At 57.6% G+C, this 14,844-nt stretch carries 11 protein-coding genes; 4 read left to right on the top strand and 7 right to left on the bottom strand.

Features of this window, described 5'->3' with window-relative positions; all coding sequences use genetic code 11:
• Positions 1 to 53: 53 nt before the first annotated feature.
• Positions 54 to 836: a 16S rRNA (adenine(1518)-N(6)/adenine(1519)-N(6))-dimethyltransferase RsmA gene (rsmA, locus tag THINI_RS15395; RefSeq protein ID WP_002709480.1), complete on the top strand. Its 783-nt coding sequence runs from the start codon at positions 54 to 56 to the stop codon at positions 834 to 836.
• Here the strand turns inward: rsmA and THINI_RS15390 are convergent.
• From THINI_RS15390 to THINI_RS15375, 4 genes are read right to left on the bottom strand one after another with little or no spacing between them, the layout of a single operon-like run.
• On the bottom strand, positions 798 to 1,718 hold the full coding sequence (locus tag THINI_RS15390) for a ribose-phosphate diphosphokinase (RefSeq protein WP_002709479.1): 921 nt from the start codon (positions 1,716 to 1,718) through the stop codon (positions 798 to 800). The genes rsmA and THINI_RS15390 overlap by 39 nt on opposite strands.
• Positions 1,715 to 3,223 (bottom strand): thymidine phosphorylase family protein, encoded by a 1,509-nt coding sequence (locus THINI_RS15385; protein WP_002709478.1) that lies wholly within the window; start codon positions 3,221 to 3,223, stop codon positions 1,715 to 1,717. Before THINI_RS15385 ends, THINI_RS15390 begins: the two co-directional genes overlap by 4 nt.
• Positions 3,189 to 5,072 (bottom strand): DNA helicase RecQ, encoded by a 1,884-nt coding sequence (recQ, locus tag THINI_RS15380; protein ID WP_081485977.1) that lies wholly within the window; start codon positions 5,070 to 5,072, stop codon positions 3,189 to 3,191. Before recQ ends, THINI_RS15385 begins: the two co-directional genes overlap by 35 nt.
• Positions 5,073 to 5,080: 8 nt before the next feature.
• A complete protein-coding gene (locus tag THINI_RS15375) occupies positions 5,081 to 5,386 on the bottom strand; it encodes an antibiotic biosynthesis monooxygenase (protein ID WP_002709476.1) in 306 nt (101 codons plus the stop codon).
• Positions 5,387 to 5,538: 152 nt separating this feature from the next.
• Between THINI_RS15375 and THINI_RS15370 the strand changes: the two genes are divergently transcribed.
• The 3 genes from THINI_RS15370 to THINI_RS15360 are packed head-to-tail and all read left to right on the top strand — an operon-like array spanning position 5,539 to position 8,050.
• Entirely contained in the window at positions 5,539 to 6,702 is a 1,164-nt protein-coding gene (locus THINI_RS15370; RefSeq protein WP_002709475.1) for an RNA-binding domain-containing protein, read from the top strand.
• Positions 6,699 to 7,847: a radical SAM family heme chaperone HemW gene (gene hemW / locus THINI_RS15365; protein ID WP_002709474.1), complete on the top strand. Its 1,149-nt coding sequence runs from the start codon at positions 6,699 to 6,701 to the stop codon at positions 7,845 to 7,847. Before THINI_RS15370 ends, hemW begins: the two co-directional genes overlap by 4 nt.
• A 5-nt stretch (positions 7,848 to 7,852) precedes the next feature.
• Complete coding sequence (locus THINI_RS15360) at positions 7,853 to 8,050, top strand: CPXCG motif-containing cysteine-rich protein (protein WP_002709473.1); 198 nt, start codon at positions 7,853 to 7,855, stop codon at positions 8,048 to 8,050.
• 11 nt (positions 8,051 to 8,061) lie between these two features.
• Here THINI_RS15360 and THINI_RS15355 read toward each other — a convergent pair whose 3' ends face one another.
• From THINI_RS15355 to THINI_RS23590, 3 genes are read right to left on the bottom strand one after another with little or no spacing between them, the layout of a single operon-like run.
• Complete coding sequence (locus THINI_RS15355) at positions 8,062 to 9,372, bottom strand: NAD(P)/FAD-dependent oxidoreductase (protein WP_002709472.1); 1,311 nt, start codon at positions 9,370 to 9,372, stop codon at positions 8,062 to 8,064.
• A 12-nt stretch (positions 9,373 to 9,384) separates the two neighbouring features.
• Entirely contained in the window at positions 9,385 to 10,656 is a 1,272-nt protein-coding gene (locus tag THINI_RS15350) for a DUF1552 domain-containing protein (RefSeq protein WP_002709471.1), read from the bottom strand.
• 12 nt (positions 10,657 to 10,668) lie between these two features.
• Positions 10,669 to 14,763, bottom strand: coding sequence for a cellulose binding domain-containing protein (locus THINI_RS23590; protein ID WP_002709470.1), 4,095 nt, complete (start codon positions 14,761 to 14,763; stop codon positions 10,669 to 10,671).
• Between the last annotated feature and the right edge of the window lie 81 nt (positions 14,764 to 14,844).

Here is a 14,844-nt window from a genome sequence, read left to right as displayed (position 1 = left end):
CCCACCCTAACCCTCCTCCGCAAGGGGGGGGGGGAATCTGACCTTGGAAACCTATGCCACGCTACGCACATCAGGCCAAAAAACGCTTTGGCCAGCACTTCCTGCACGACCGCAACATCATCGACAAAATGCTGCGCGCCCTCAGCCTCCAGCCCACTGACCGGGTGGTAGAAATCGGCCCCGGCCCTGGCGCGCTTACGTTCCCGCTGCTGGAAATGCTGCCGCGTCTGGATGTGGTCGAAATCGACCGCGACGTGATCGCTTGGTGGCAGGAACAACCGCAGGCGCAAGGCAAACTGCACATCCACGCGCAGGACGCACTCAAACTCGACATCCCCGGCTTGCGCGGCGACAGCGAACCATTGCGGCTTATTGGCAATCTGCCTTACAACATCTCCACCCCGCTGATTTTCCATTTCCTGCAACACCGTGAACACATCCGTGACATGCTGTTCATGCTGCAAAAGGAAGTGGTGGATCGTATTACTGCCGAACCCAACAGCAAGGACTACAGCCGCCTCTCAGTGATGGTGCAATATTACTGCGAAACCCATTACCTGCTGAAAATCGGCCCCGGCGCATTCAGCCCGCCACCGAAAGTGGATTCCGCCGTGGTGTACCTGAAACCGTGGGCAACACCGCCGTATGTAGCGAAGGATGAAGCACAGTTTGGCAAGCTGGTGGCACAGGCATTTTCCCAGCGCCGCAAAACACTGCGCAATACATTAAAAGAATTGCTGACGGCGGAACAGATGGAAAGTGTCGGAATTGACCCGACCCGGCGGGCGGAAACGCTATCAGGGGAAGATTTCGTCAATCTGGCGAATCTGCTTTGAGGGTTCCCTCAACGCCTCCGCCAACAACCCCGCCAACGAAACACAATTGCTCGGATGCGGAATACTGTCGCAACTCCACACATGTCCAACACCAACGGCACGCAAGCGCTCCAGCGCATCCCCCGCAAACAACGCATGTGTCACCAGTACCGACACGGAGGCAGGTTGCTGCACCTGCAACAACCGCGCCGCCACTTCCAGCGTGCGCCCGGAGCTGGCGACATCATCCACCAGCACCACATTCCGTCCGCGCCAGTTGCCTTCCGGCAGGGCAATTTGCACGTCCCGGTCACCAAAACGTTGCTTGGTCGCACACATGAAATCCAGATGCTGATGTTCAGCAATTGCCGCCACCCATTGTTCCGACTCCTCATCCGGCCCGACCAATAGCGGACTTGCCAGCCTCCCGGCCAGAAACTCGCCCATCGGCACGGTTGCGCTCAGGTTGATGGCATGTTCGAGCGGAACTGCCTCCCTCAGACTGGAAATACGGTGCAAATGCGCATCCACCGTCACCAATCGGTCGAACGACTGCGCCAGCAACTTGCCGATATGACGCTGACTCACCACCTCGCCGGGATGGAACGCCATATCCTGGCGCATGTAACACAAATACGGCACAACCAGCGTCAGGATTTGCGCCCCCAGTTCGCGCGCCCCCGCCGCCGCCAGCAACAATTCCACCAGCTTGTCATTGGGATGATCAAGGCTGCGGCAGAAAATGACGTGCTCAGGCAAGTTTTCCGGCAGTAACAGACGGCTTTCCCCATCGGGAAAACGGTGGACTTTCACCTCGGCCAGCGGCCAACCGCCAGCAGCCGCCAGTGCCTGCGTCTGGTTCAGGTATTCAGGGAAAGCGAGTAACAGGGGAGTGTTGTTCATGTTGTCGCCCCAATCTGGTAGCCGCTGTGTTGGGTAGCCGCCGCCTTGGCAAAGTTGAAATCGGACAGGAATTCGGCGTGGATGGTGTATAGAACGTCACCCCTTTCCACCCTGTCCCCGAGCTTCTTGTGCAAATCCACCCCAGCCTGCTTGTCGAGCGGAGCACCTGCCAGCCGCGCAATCTGCGCCAGTTGCAGGTTGTCGATCATGTTCACTGTACCGGAATGCGTTGCCAACACTTCGTATTGCAATTGGGCTGGTGCATAAGTGACAGGGTTAGCCCCTTGCGCGGCGATGATGGCCTGCATTTTCACCAGTGCACGCCCGGATTGCAGGATGTCGCGCGCCAAATGGTAGCCCTGCCCGCCGCGCACGTCAGAATCGAATTCAAGTATACGCCCGGCCAGTTGCAGGGCTTTTTCGCGCAAATCCGCCGGAGCCTGCGGGTCGTTGTGCAGCACCTGCATTATGTCGCGGGCTTCCAGCACCGGGCCAATACCACGACCAATGGGCTGACTACCGTCGGTAATGACCACTTCCAGTTGCAAGCCCATGCTGTCACCGACGTACTCAAACAACTTGCGCAAATGCATGGCCTCGTTGTGGCTGCGCACCTTCGCTGTCGGGCCAACCGGGATGTCGATCAGCAAGTGGGTGGAACCGGCAGCGACCTTTTTCGACAAAATCGACGCCACCATCTGCCCGCGCGAATCCAGCGACAGCGGGCGTTCCACCGCGATCAGGATGTCATCTGCCGGAGCCAGCCGTGCCGTGCCACCCCAGGCGAGAAAGGCGGATTCGTGGTGCAGGATCTGGCGCAGCTTGTCCGGCTCTACATTGACCTGCGCCAGCACCTCCATCGTGTCAGCAGTACCTGCGGGGGAGGTAATCGCGCGGCTGGAGGTTTTCGGCATCCACATGCCATGCGCGGCCACGATCGGTACGATCAACATGGTGGTGCGGTTGCCGGGAATGCCGCCGATGCAGTGCTTGTCGACTACCAGCGGCGTATCCCAATCGAGGCGTTCGCCGGTGTTGACCATCGCCTGGGTCAGGGAGAGAATTTCTTCACGCTCCATGCCGTTTTCGGCACAGGCGACCAGGAATGCTGCCATCTCAATCTTGGAATAACGGTTGCCAAGAATATCTTGCAGGATGTTTGCATAGTCGTCATACGACAGGGTTTCGCCGTAAATCTTGCGGTGGACGGCACGCAGGGAATCGGGCGGGGTGGCGTGCGCGACCGTAACCTCGTGGCCTTCCGGTAGCGCAAGCTGGGCAAACACCTGTTCGCTGAGGCCGAGTTCGCCGGGCGCGACGATGTTGGCGTCATCCACGATATTGAGCACGGCCACGACCGGATGCGTATCACGCAAGTTGTGTACTTCAATCTTGCTCAGCGCCTGAAAGCCTTCCGAGCGGTAAGTGGCACAGTCACGGTGTAGGTAAGCGACGTTTTCCTTGTAGGTGTCAATCGCGATACGGCGGAGTTTCAGTGTAGCCATCGTCCCATCCTGGTTGTGGGGAATCCTCTTCCGTTATGACATTGAGGAATGCCTGCCCGTACTGTTCCAACTTGCGTTCGCCTATGCCGGGGATGCTACGCATGGCCTCCAGCGTTTGCGGCTGTTCGTTGGCCATGTGCAGCAGGGTGGAATCGTGGAAAATGACATAGGGCGGCACTTCCTGCTCCTTCGCTAGCCGGGTGCGCAGGTTGCGTAGTTGCTCGAACAGGGCTTTGGCCGCAGTGGACATTTCCTCAAATTCAGGTCTTGGAGTGCGTTCGGCGCGGTTGCGTTCCTTGCGTACCCGCTCGCGCATTTGTTCCTTGCGCAGGTGCAGCTCGATTTCGCCGCGCAGCAAGGGGCGGGATTTGTCGGTCAGGCGCAGGCCGCCGTGGCCATCCACATCCACGCTCAGGTAGCCGAGCGCGATCAGCTGGCGGAAGATGTTGCGCCATTCCGCCTGCGAATGTTCCGTGCCGATGCCGTAGGTGGAAAGCTGGTCGTGGCCGAACTGGCGGATGCGGGAATCATCTTTGCCCAACAGTACGTCGATGATGTAGTTGACGCCGAAACGCTGGCCGGTGCGGTAGACGCAGGAAAGGGCTTTTTGCGCGGCTACAGCGGCTTCCCACACTTCCGGCGGGCTTTGGCAGTTGTCGCAATTGCCGCAGGGTTCAGGGGTGGGTTCGCCGAAATATTCCAGCAGTGCCTGGCGGCGGCAGGTGGTCATTTCGCACAGGCCGAGCATGGCTTGCAACTTGTGGTGTTCGACGCGCTTTTGCTGCTCGCTGGCGGTGGATTCCTGCATCATCTGACGCAGGGTGATCACGTCTTGCAGGCCATAAGCCATCCAGGCGTTGGAGGGCTGGCCGTCGCGCCCGGCACGTCCGGTTTCCTGATAATAGGCTTCGATGCTTTTGGGCAGGCTGAGGTGGGCGACGAAACGCACGTCCGGCTTGTCGATGCCCATGCCGAAGGCGATGGTGGCGACGATGATCACACCGTCTTCGCGCAGGAAACGCTGCTGGTGTTCGCGGCGGGTGTCGGCGCTCATGCCTGCGTGGTAGGGCAAGGCTACCCTGCCCTGTTCGGCCAACCAGAGGGCGGTATCTTCCACTTTTTTACGCGACAGGCAATAGACTATTCCGGCGTCCTGCGGATGATTATCAGCGATGAAACGCCAGAGTTGCTGGCGGGCGTTCTGCCCCTGCCGGATGGTGTAGTGGATATTGGGCCGGTCGAAGCTGTTGATGTAAACATCGGCGTTTTGCAGGCGCAGCTGCTGGATGATTTCCTGGCGGGTACGCTGGTCGGCGGTAGCGGTCAGGGCAATGCGCGGGATACCGGGGAAACGTTCCGCCAGCACCGACAACTGCTGATATTCCGGGCGGAAATCGTGCCCCCATTGCGATACGCAGTGCGCTTCGTCGATGGCAAACAGGGCAATGCCGACACTGCTATTCAACCGCTCCAGCAGGGCAAGCATTTTCTCGCCCAGCAAGCGTTCGGGCGCGACATAGAGCAAGTCGATTTCACCCTCCAGCAGCTCACGTTCCACCTGCAAAACCGTGCCGTAATTCAGCGTGGAATTGAGGAAGGCGGCGCGGATGCCAAGTTGTTGCAGGGCGTCAACCTGATCCTGCATCAGCGCGATCAGCGGGGAAACCACAATGCCGACGCCATCCCGCGCCAGCGCGGGAATCTGGTAGCAAAGCGACTTGCCGCCGCCGGTTGGCATCAATGCGAGTACGTCGCGGCCTTGCAGCAGCGAACCGATGATGTCCTGCTGGTTGAGACGGAAATCGGCGTAGCCGTAGGTGTTGTTGAGTATCTGGTAAGCGCGTTGCATGGGAAGCATTATGCCGGGAACAATCCGTTGTAACCAACACCCTTGCGTGGTTCCGCCATCATGTCAGCAACCGTGTCGCGCCACGCAGCGTAATGCGCTGTCTGTTTGTGAGCAGCAGCATCTTCCGCGCTGGCGTAAGCTTCGTACAACACAAATTTGTTTGGGTTTTCATTCGACTGAAGGATGTCGAAACGGCGGTTGCCCGGTTCCTGCGTGGAGTTTTCGTGGTTAAGCTGGCAGGCGGCGATGAAAGCGTCGATGTATTCGGGTTTGACGTGGACGTGGACGTGGACGTGGACTAATGTGACATGCATGGTTTTGTCTCCTTATTGTTATATCCTGACCCTAAGCTAATGTGATTTTTACCGCAAAACAAGCTCCATCCGGCAATAAAGGCAACCAACAGTATGGATTGTCGTAGAATTACAATATGCTTAGCGTCATAACCCGGTAACAACCTCACAATATGGACACGCAACAAGTTCAAACCATTCTCGCCCAGGGCGAAGACAGTCGACACCAGTTCAAACGCAACATCTCCAATGTCGATGCATTTGCGGCTGAACTGGCGGCTCTTGCCAACGCTGGCGGTGGCTACATCCTCATCGGCGTGGATGACAACAGCAGTATCAGCGGCCTGAGCCGCGAAGATATTTCCCGCCTGAACCAGTTGCTTTCCAATGCCTCATCCCAGCATGTACGCCCGCCCATTCACCCCACTACCCAAAACATGACGCTGGAACAAGGCATTATCATGGTGATAACTGTTCCCGAAGGCTTAAACAAACCCTATGTGGATAACCAAGGACGTATCTGGGTCAAAGCCGGAGCTGATAAACGCCATGTCACGGCCCGTGAAGAGATTCAGCGCATGTTTCAGGAAACAGGGCTGGTTTATGCCGAGGAAACCCCAATCGCAGATAGCAGCAGCAAAGATTTACATGAACTGCTGTTTGCCAACTACATCCAGACCCGTTACCAGAAAACGCTGGATGAGTTGGGTTTACCCTTACCACAAATTATTCGCAGCCTGAAACTGGGGAAAGACAATGTCCTGAATCTGGCTGGCCTGCTCCTGTTCGGCAAAAACCCGCAACAATTCCGCCCTGCCTTCATGGTCAAAGCCGTTTACATCGACGGTACGGATATTGCCTCGCAACACTACCGCGACAGCGAAGACATCGAAGGCCCGCTGATCAACCAGTATGAACGCGCCCTATCCTTCATCACCCGCAACCTGCACCGCTTGCAGGCAGGGCAAGGCATAAACAGCCTTGGCAAACTGGAAATTCCCGAAATCACGTTGCAGGAAGTGCTGGTCAATGCGCTGATTCACCGTGACTATTTCATTTCCGCGCCCATCCGCATCCTGATGTTTACTGACCGGGTTGAAATCATCAGCCCCGGCCATTTGCCCAATCACCTGACGGTTGAGCAAATCCGTTTTGGCCTGTCGAACATGCGTAACCCGATCATTGCCTCGCACGCTACGCGTCAGATGCCTTATCGCGGTTTGGGCAGTGGCATTCCGCGTGCTTTGGAAAATTACGCTAATATCCAATTAATTGATGACCGGAAAGGCAACCAGTTCAAAGTCATCATGCAGCGTCCGGTAGCAGATAAAGCATGACCCACATCCCCCTTTCCCTCTATATCCACATCCCCTGGTGCATCCGCAAGTGCCCGTATTGCGACTTCAATTCGCACAATGCACCACAAGGCTTGCCGGAAAAGGCATACATACAAGCACTGCTGACCGACCTTGCCAGCGAACTCCCCCACATCTGGGGACGCAGGCTGGAATCCATCTTCATCGGCGGTGGCACCCCCAGCCTGTTTTCGGCGGAAAGCATCGACGCGCTGCTCAACGGTATCCGCGCCCTGCTACCCTTCCGCCCCAATATCGAAGTCACCATGGAAGCCAACCCCGGCACCTTTGAACAGGACAAATTCCGGGGATTCCGGGAAGCAGGCATCAACCGCCTGTCAGTCGGCATCCAGAGTTTCAACCAACAACACTTGCAGGCATTGGGCAGGGTACATAACAGAGAGGAAGCCTTACGGGCAGCGGACATCGCCCGTACTGCCGGTTTTAACAACTTCAACCTCGACCTGATGTTTGGGCTACCGCAGCAAACGCTGGAGGAAGCCATGCAGGACTTGCAACAGGCAGTGGAACTGCAACCTACACACCTGTCGTGGTATCAGCTCACACTGGAGCCGAATACGCTATTCTACAAACAGCCGCCCTCCCTGCCTGATGATGATTTAACCGCAGAAATGCAGTTTTCGGGGCAACAATTCATCAAAAGTTCATGCTATGATCAATATGAAGTTTCCGCCTATGCCAGACCGGGCTTTCAGTGCAGGCATAACCGGAACTACTGGGAGTTTGGTGATTATGTGGCTATCGGTGCTGGCGCACACGGCAAAATAACACATCCTGTAGAAGCCAGTGTCATCCGCTATCACAAATACCGGCAACCTGCGGAGTACATGCAGCAGGCGATACAAGGCAAAGCGCGCAGTGGGGAGCAAGTGCTGACCCCTGCCGACCTGAGCTTTGAATTCATGCTGAATGCCTTGCGCCTGCGGGAAGGTTTCGCCCCCAGCCTGTTCACCGAGCGCACCGGTCTGTCAGTCCAGCATTTGCAGGCGGGGCTGGATCAGGCTGCGCAGCGCGGTTTGCTGGACTTTAACGGTGAGCTTATCCGCCCAACCGAAACCGGCTGGCAGTTCCTGAATGAAGTTATCCAACTCTTTCTGGAGGATTAGTCATCATGTCGCAGGCTCTAACCCACACCAACATTACCTGCCCTTACTGCTATTCAGAGTTTTCCACTGAAGTCGACGTGACTGGCGGCAGCCAAGATTATTACGAAGACTGCCAGGTATGTTGCAACCCGATTGAGCTGTTCATCCACATTGATGCAGAGGGGGAGATTGCCCGTATCGACGTGCTGCCAGGCAATAGCTGAAGCCCTCAGTTTCAGCGGAACACATCCTGCGTGAAATTGTTGTACCAGCTATACGCATAACTGGCATCAAACAAACGATCCTGGGCAGTTGCTGTGGCGGAAGACACGCCACCACTGCCCGGAATGCTTTCCACCAGCTTGCCGTCGTCCGACAGCCGGTAAACCCCCACCACTGAAATCGCGTAATCCTTACCGACCAGACTGTAACAACCGTTGGAGAACGACGGGCTTTCCACCTCCAACCCATTCAGCAAGGCGTAAATGGCGGCGGCGCACACCTTGGCCTCTGAATTGGCCGCAAAGCCGGATTTGGGCAGGGAATCCGCCATGCAGGCATCCCCAATCACATGCACATTAGCATGGCGGGTGGATTCAAAGGTCAGCTTGTTGACCGGACACCAGCCAGTACTGTCCACCAGATCAGTATCAAACGCCAACTTGCCAGCCTTTTGCGGTGGGATCACATTCAGCACCGCAGCTTGCACCCGGTCGCCAAATTCCGTGATGGCGGTTTTGGAAGCCACGTCCACTTCCACTACACCCGCCGCGTTGGCATCCCCTGACCACCATTCGAGCATGGCGTTGCTGGTCTTGTAGCCGTAAAGCTCCTTCCACGCCTGTTCAAACAATGCCTGCTTGGTGAAGCTGGGCTTGGGGTCAAGGATGATGACTTTGGAATTCGGCTTGTGCTGTTTCAGGTAGTACGCAATCTGGCTGGCGCGCTCATATGGCGCAGGCGGGCAGCGGTACGGGTTGGGTGGCGCGGCAATCACCACCGTGCCGCCATCCGTCATCGCCTGCAACTGGTCACGCAACAACAGGGTTTGCGGCCCGGCTTTCCAGGCATGGGGAACCGTTGCGCTGGCCGCTTCGCTATAACCGGCAATCTGATCGTAGCGGAAATCAATCCCCGGCGACACCACGCAGCGGTCATACGGGTAACTGACGCCGCCCTTGGTCAGCACCAGCCTGCCGTCATGGTCAATGGCGGTGACTTCATCCTGCACGACTTTCACGCCATGCGCTTTCAGGCCGTCGTAATTGAATTGCAACGATTCCAGGGTACGTTCCCCGCTCAGCACTTCGTTGCTCATGTAACAGGTCGTGTAAACCGCGTTCTTTTCGATCAGGGTGACATCCAGCGAATTGTCGAGGCGGCGCAGGTATTTGGCCACCGTTGCCCCGCCAGTCCCGCCACCAATCACCACCACGCGCTGGCTGGCAGCGCCGACAATGGCCGGGAAACCGAAGGTGCTGGCTGCCGTACCGGCCAGCAGCGTTTTCAGGAATGCCCTGCGGCGGCTGTTATGCGTTTCCATCATGCTCTGCCCCTCCTAACCGACCAAACCGGGCAGCGGCCCTGGGTTGCTGTCTTGATTGCCGAAACTGTTGATGTTCAAGCCCATGAACTGGGCGATGGATACCAGAATCTTGTTGTGTGGCGTGCCGTTGAATTTGAGGCTGCGCCCACCGCTGATGCCCGCTGCATGACCGCCAGCCAGGATGAAAGGCATGTCGCCGTGGTTATGCCAGCCACCATGAGCGAGGTCGCTGCCAACAAAGATCACGGTATTATCCAGCAAGGTGCCATTCCCTTCCGGCACGCTGGCCAGTTGGGCAATCAGCCGCGCCAGATGCTCGGTGTACCACGCCTTGATCTTGATGAAATCCTCCCCACCCGAGTGGGATGCGCCGTGGCAGGTCATGGAACTGCCCGATTCCGGTATCAGGTTTTCATTCACGCCCTGTGACCACTTCAGGGTAACAACGCGGGTCAGGTCGCAAGCCAATGCATGGACAGCAATATCCCGCTGCAAATCGCTGATCACGCCCATCTTGTAAGGGTCGCGGTATTCCGCCCCCTGCCAATAGCCCTTGTTGGGGTCAACCGTGAAACCAGTCGGGTTGAAATTCCACGCCGCGCACGCCCCGGCGTTGGCATTCAGGCGCTGCTCCAGTTCGTGGATCGATTCGGTATGGGTATCCAGCTTGGCCTTTTCAATCGCCCCCAGCTTGTTGCGCAAGGCATTGAGTTCGGCCAGGGAAGTATCCAGCACGCTCACCCGCCGCTGGGCAATGAAATTGCTTTGCGCATTGGTACCGAACAAGGACTCAAACGCTGCCAGCGGGTTGGGTTCCGGCAACACCTGCACGCCGCTGTAATCGTAGGTGATGGCGGTAACACCCCAGGTCGGCACGATGGTCAGGTTCAGATGTGGGCGTACTGTCTGGGTTTTGAAGGCTTGCGCCAGATGGTAATCCAGCGATACCGCTTTGTCGGATGACATGCCATCCGCGCCGGTCAGCAGTTTCAGGGTTCCGCCTTCGTGGGTAGAGCCTGCACCTTTCATATCCATCCCGCTGAGAAACACGCAATGCTGGCGTACCCGCTCCAGCGGCGCGGTCATGGCAGGCAGGGTAAAGCTGTTTCCCGTGCCGACCGCGTGCCAGTGTTCCGGGCGCATCCCGTCAGGGAAAAACACGAAAATGGCGCGGCGTGGCACATCACCGGCATAGGCCATGCTGGCAAACGGCAGAGCGGCAGCGCCCAGACCGGCGGCTGCGACCCATTTCATGAAATTGCGGCGATCCTGATTGATATTCATGTAACGATCCCCCTATTGCGCCCGGCGCAAGGTAAAGTTGGGCGCATTGACAATGCTGATCAACATGGTTTGCAGGTTGTAGTCACTGTCAGCGTAGGACTGGAGATAACTGTCCAGCGCACACTGGTCAGCCGCCGTTTCCTGATGGCCGGTGGTGTAACGGTAGTATTGCCGCGCCACGCACTGCGCCGCTGTCGGGCTATCCGCCACCAACTGACTCAGGTGGTTGAGGTCGGTGAAAGTAAGCTCCTCTTCCGGCGTATAGGTTTCCATCCCGCGCAGGATGGCACTGGCGCTGATCGGGTTGCCGTTTTCAAACTGGCGGAATTGCCCTGCCCCATCATAGTTCTCAAAACCAAAGCCGGGGCCATCCAGATACTGGTGACAGCTATAACAACTGGCAAAGGATTTGCTATGGAAGTCAAAGCGTTGCCGTGTGGTCATGTTCGGGTCAGGGTCAGGCGGCTGCACCAGCCCGAAGTTGGCAGGCTCCGGCAAATCATGACACAACACGCGCTCGAAGAAGAAACGCCCACGCTTGAACGGATGCGATTCATTACTATTGGAATAACGCGCCAACACTGAACCGAGGGTCAGCAAACCAGTACGGGAACCATCCACCACTGGCGTTTTCTCGAACGCGCTGCCGCCCGGCCCACTCAGATGGTAGAAATCCGCCAGCGTCTTGTTGGCAATCACGTAATCCGCCGTATACAACTCGCGGAAACTCTGGGTGGAATCAAACGCCACGTAGTTGAAAAAACTGACCAGTTCCTGCGACAGCGCCGCTTTCACCGCATCGGTATACGCCGGGTACACCGTCGCATCCTTGGCGGGCAGGTTATAGGGGCTGCCTTTCAACAACCATTGGCCGACGAAATTGCCTACCTGCTCGCGGCTGCGCGCCGCTGCCAGCAACCGGGATGCCTGGGCGATGCGTTGCGCAGGCGTATCCAGCGCGTTGTTGTCGGCAGCCTGGAACAGCGCATCATCCGGCATCGAACCCCAGAACAGGTACGACAGGCTGCTGGCCACTTCATACGGCGTCAGCTTGTAGGTGCCATCCGCCTGCAATTCACCCAGCTCGGAACGGTACAGGAAGTTGGGCGACACCAGCATGGTCATGACGGTTTTTTCCACCGCATCGCGGAATGCCACGCCACTGAAGTTGGCGGCGTAACTGTCGACTTCCACCGTGGCCAGTGGGCGACGGAATGCACGCTTGCCGAAGCTCTGGATAAACTGGCGGCCACAAGCCAGATCCTGCTGGCTGCACGGCACGATCTTGTTCCAGCTAGCCTGTACCGCTTGCGCGGCCACTTTCTCTGCCTGGGTCAGATAAGCATCCATGCGCAGGCTGGACACCTGGTTCTGCTCGATGTTGTTGTCGAAACCACCCACCGTGTTTTCATCCGGCAAACTGTTGACCAGATTCAGGCTCAGGCCGAACAGGTCGTTGACCGTATTCTGGTATTCCAGACGGGTCAACAGGCGCAGGCTGCGCACGCCCGCAGGCGGCGTACCCGCACAAGCCTGTGTGTTGCCGCCGCCATCATTGTTGGCCGCCAGCACCTCAATCAGGTAGTCAGCCACAGCGGAAGAACAGCCTTCGCCACAAGCACCCGGATTACCCGGCGGCATGGTGTCGCGGATAGTGCTGATCAGGCTTGCCCGCCCGGCCTCCGTATAGTGGGTCAGGGCAATGTTGCTGAAACCGCCTGCGCCATCCGCGCCATGACAGCTGGCGCAACCCTGGCGCTGGTACTGGCTCTGGCCGTATTGCAGCGGGGTTTGCAAGGTAACGCTGACGACCGCGCTGCTGTTGGCTCCGGCAACATTGAAGGAGGCAACGCGGTAATCGTAACCCATGCCCATGGCCACCGTGCTGTCGGTGTAAGCTTGGGTGTTAACCCCCAATTCTGCCAAGGTTACCCACTCAGTATCGTTGCCACCGACAGGGCGGCGCTCGACCCGGAAGCCGGTCTCATTGCTGCTGTTGTCTTGCCAGCCCAAGTTGACCTTGCTGTTATCCACTGCCGTAGCGGTCAGGTTGTTGGGGTTGGGTGGAACCGTGCTGCCATCACCGCTGCCACCGGTATCACCACCGCCAGTATCGCCGCCACTGCCCGTACCACCACCATTATTTTCACCGCCGCCGGTATCGCCAGCGGATTTGTCGGAAGCGTAATATTGCGCCAAGGCCAGCAACACGTCTTCGCCAAACAGCCCTTTCAGATCGGCCATTTGGTGCGCCATTTCGGGCGGAATATTGCTGCTGCGCCCCAGGCAGTAATCTTCCAGCGTAGAGTGCAGGTAGGTCGCCCACTGGCCATCCAGCCGCGTGCCGGTCAGCCCCGGATCGTCGCCGGTTCCAATATGGCAAAACGCACAATTGCTTTCATGCACAGCCTTACCTTGTGCTACCAGCGTAGCGTCAGTTGCTTGCTGGGCAGGCTGGTATGGCAACCCGGCCAGATAACCCGCCATGCGCTCGATCTGGGTATCGGTATAACCCTTGGCAATCCGCCCCATTACGCTGGAAGCACGCGCGCCGGTACGGTAAGCCTTCATGGTGCGGATCAGGTAACTCTTGTCCAGCCCCGCGATGGAAGGCGTGGCAGGGCCGGAACTGTAGCCATCCGTACCGTGGCAGGCGGCGCAGTTGTTCACCAGCATGGAAGCGCGGATGTCGGTACGGTCTTGGCGCTTGGCCGTCACCACGTTGGTGTAGGCGGAGGAACCGGCGCTGTTGGCCGCCTTCACCCGGTATTCGTACAGCTTGCCGACCGCCGTGGTGGAATCCCGGTATACTTGGGTATCGGCAACCAGGGTAGCCAACACCGCCCAGTTAGCATTGGCTTCGCGCCGCTCCAGGATCAGGCTTGTCTCATCAGTGCTGTTATCCTGCCAGTCGAGGTCGACATGGGTATTGTCCACCAGCGTTGCCTGCAAGCTGCCGGGAGCCTTGGGCGGCAACACCAGCGTATCGGCCTGACCGCTGCAACGGGTACCATTCACCGCCACATCAATCGGGATCAGGTTCAGGCCGGTGTGGGAAGCGTTGAAACCAAACGAAATGCTGCTGTTCAGCGCGATGATCTTGTTGAATTCCACATTGCCGACTGTCACCTTGTCGCCCGTCTGGTTGAACTGGCCGTTCCAACCACCAGTAATCTGCTGTCCAGTAGGCATTGACCAAGTGGTTTGCCAGCCATTCCACGGCGCGCCGGTGTTCTTGATGTCGACCGTTCCGGTGAAGCCATTATCCCACTGGGTCTGGATCTGGTACTGGACGCTACAGGCAGGTGGCGGTGGCAGTGGCGGATCAACCTGCCCGGCGCATTTCACCCCGTTCAGGGATACATTGCCGGGGATGTTGTTCAAACCGGTGTGCGAACCATTGAAACCGAACTGGATCAGCCCCGCTGCCGCGATATTGCGGTTCCAGTCCAGCGGCGTGACGGCAACGTGATCCCCGTTCTGCTGGTATTGCCCGTTCCAGAAGCTGGTAATTTTCTGCCCGTTGGGCATATCCCACGCCACTGTCCAGTTACTGACAGCATCACCGGTATTTTTCACCATGACATCGGCGGTGAAACCGGCATCCCACACCGACGGGAGCGAGTAAATGACTTCGCAGGCCACCACGGGAGGCTTGGGTGGCAGCGCATTGCCTTCGCACAAGACACCATTGACGGAGACATTGGTGGGAATGTTGTTGGTTCCTGTATGCGAGCCATTGAAACCGAACTGGACGCTAGCGCCGTTGCCGACATTGCCATTCCAGCTGGCATTCTTGACGGTTACTGCCGCACCACTTTGGACGTAACTGCCATTCCATAAGCCGGTAATCTTTTGCCCGTCGAGCATATCCCATTTGGCTGACCAGCTTGTCCACGGGTCGCCAGTATTGGTGATGCTGACGTTGGCGCTAAAACCGTTATTCCACTGGTTAGGGATGGTGTAATTGACCTTGCAGGAAGCCGCTGCCCACGAGGCGGAACTGAGTAGCCACAAAAACAGACCAAGCAGGCCGAACAGGGAGTAATGGATACCCCGACGGATGGGCGAACTTGCCCCTACAGAACATGGCTGCTGATTTTTCATTATGGCTTCCTCGCAAGAAGACTTGGCAGCCCCCAAAGTTAAGCCATAAGTTAAATTTATTCAATACAGAAATTGAGTGAA

Origin of the sequence: Thiothrix nivea DSM 5205, assembly GCF_000260135.1 — a bacterium.
GTDB classification, from domain to species: domain Bacteria; phylum Pseudomonadota; class Gammaproteobacteria; order Thiotrichales; family Thiotrichaceae; genus Thiothrix; species Thiothrix nivea.
This window is presented reverse-complemented; position numbering and strand designations above follow the sequence as displayed.

Bases quoted from the DNA above. Each gene is read 5' to 3' on its own strand.
- rsmA (WP_002709480.1), top strand. From the start codon at position 54: ATGCCACGCTACGCACATCAGGCCAAAAAACGCTTTGGCCAGCACTTC.
- THINI_RS15390 (WP_002709479.1), bottom strand. From the start codon at position 1,718: ATGAACAACACTCCCCTGTTACTCGCTTTCCCTGAATACCTGAACCAG.
- THINI_RS15385 (WP_002709478.1), bottom strand. From the start codon at position 3,223: ATGGCTACACTGAAACTCCGCCGTATCGCGATTGACACCTACAAGGAA.
- recQ (WP_081485977.1), bottom strand. From the start codon at position 5,072: ATGCAACGCGCTTACCAGATACTCAACAACACCTACGGCTACGCCGAT.
- THINI_RS15375 (WP_002709476.1), bottom strand. From the start codon at position 5,386: ATGCATGTCACATTAGTCCACGTCCACGTCCACGTCCACGTCAAACCC.
- THINI_RS15370 (WP_002709475.1), top strand. From the start codon at position 5,539: ATGGACACGCAACAAGTTCAAACCATTCTCGCCCAGGGCGAAGACAGT.
- hemW (WP_002709474.1), top strand. From the start codon at position 6,699: ATGACCCACATCCCCCTTTCCCTCTATATCCACATCCCCTGGTGCATC.
- THINI_RS15360 (WP_002709473.1), top strand. From the start codon at position 7,853: ATGTCGCAGGCTCTAACCCACACCAACATTACCTGCCCTTACTGCTAT.
- THINI_RS15355 (WP_002709472.1), bottom strand. From the start codon at position 9,372: ATGATGGAAACGCATAACAGCCGCCGCAGGGCATTCCTGAAAACGCTG.
- THINI_RS15350 (WP_002709471.1), bottom strand. From the start codon at position 10,656: ATGAATATCAATCAGGATCGCCGCAATTTCATGAAATGGGTCGCAGCC.
- THINI_RS23590 (WP_002709470.1), bottom strand. From the start codon at position 14,763: ATGAAAAATCAGCAGCCATGTTCTGTAGGGGCAAGTTCGCCCATCCGT.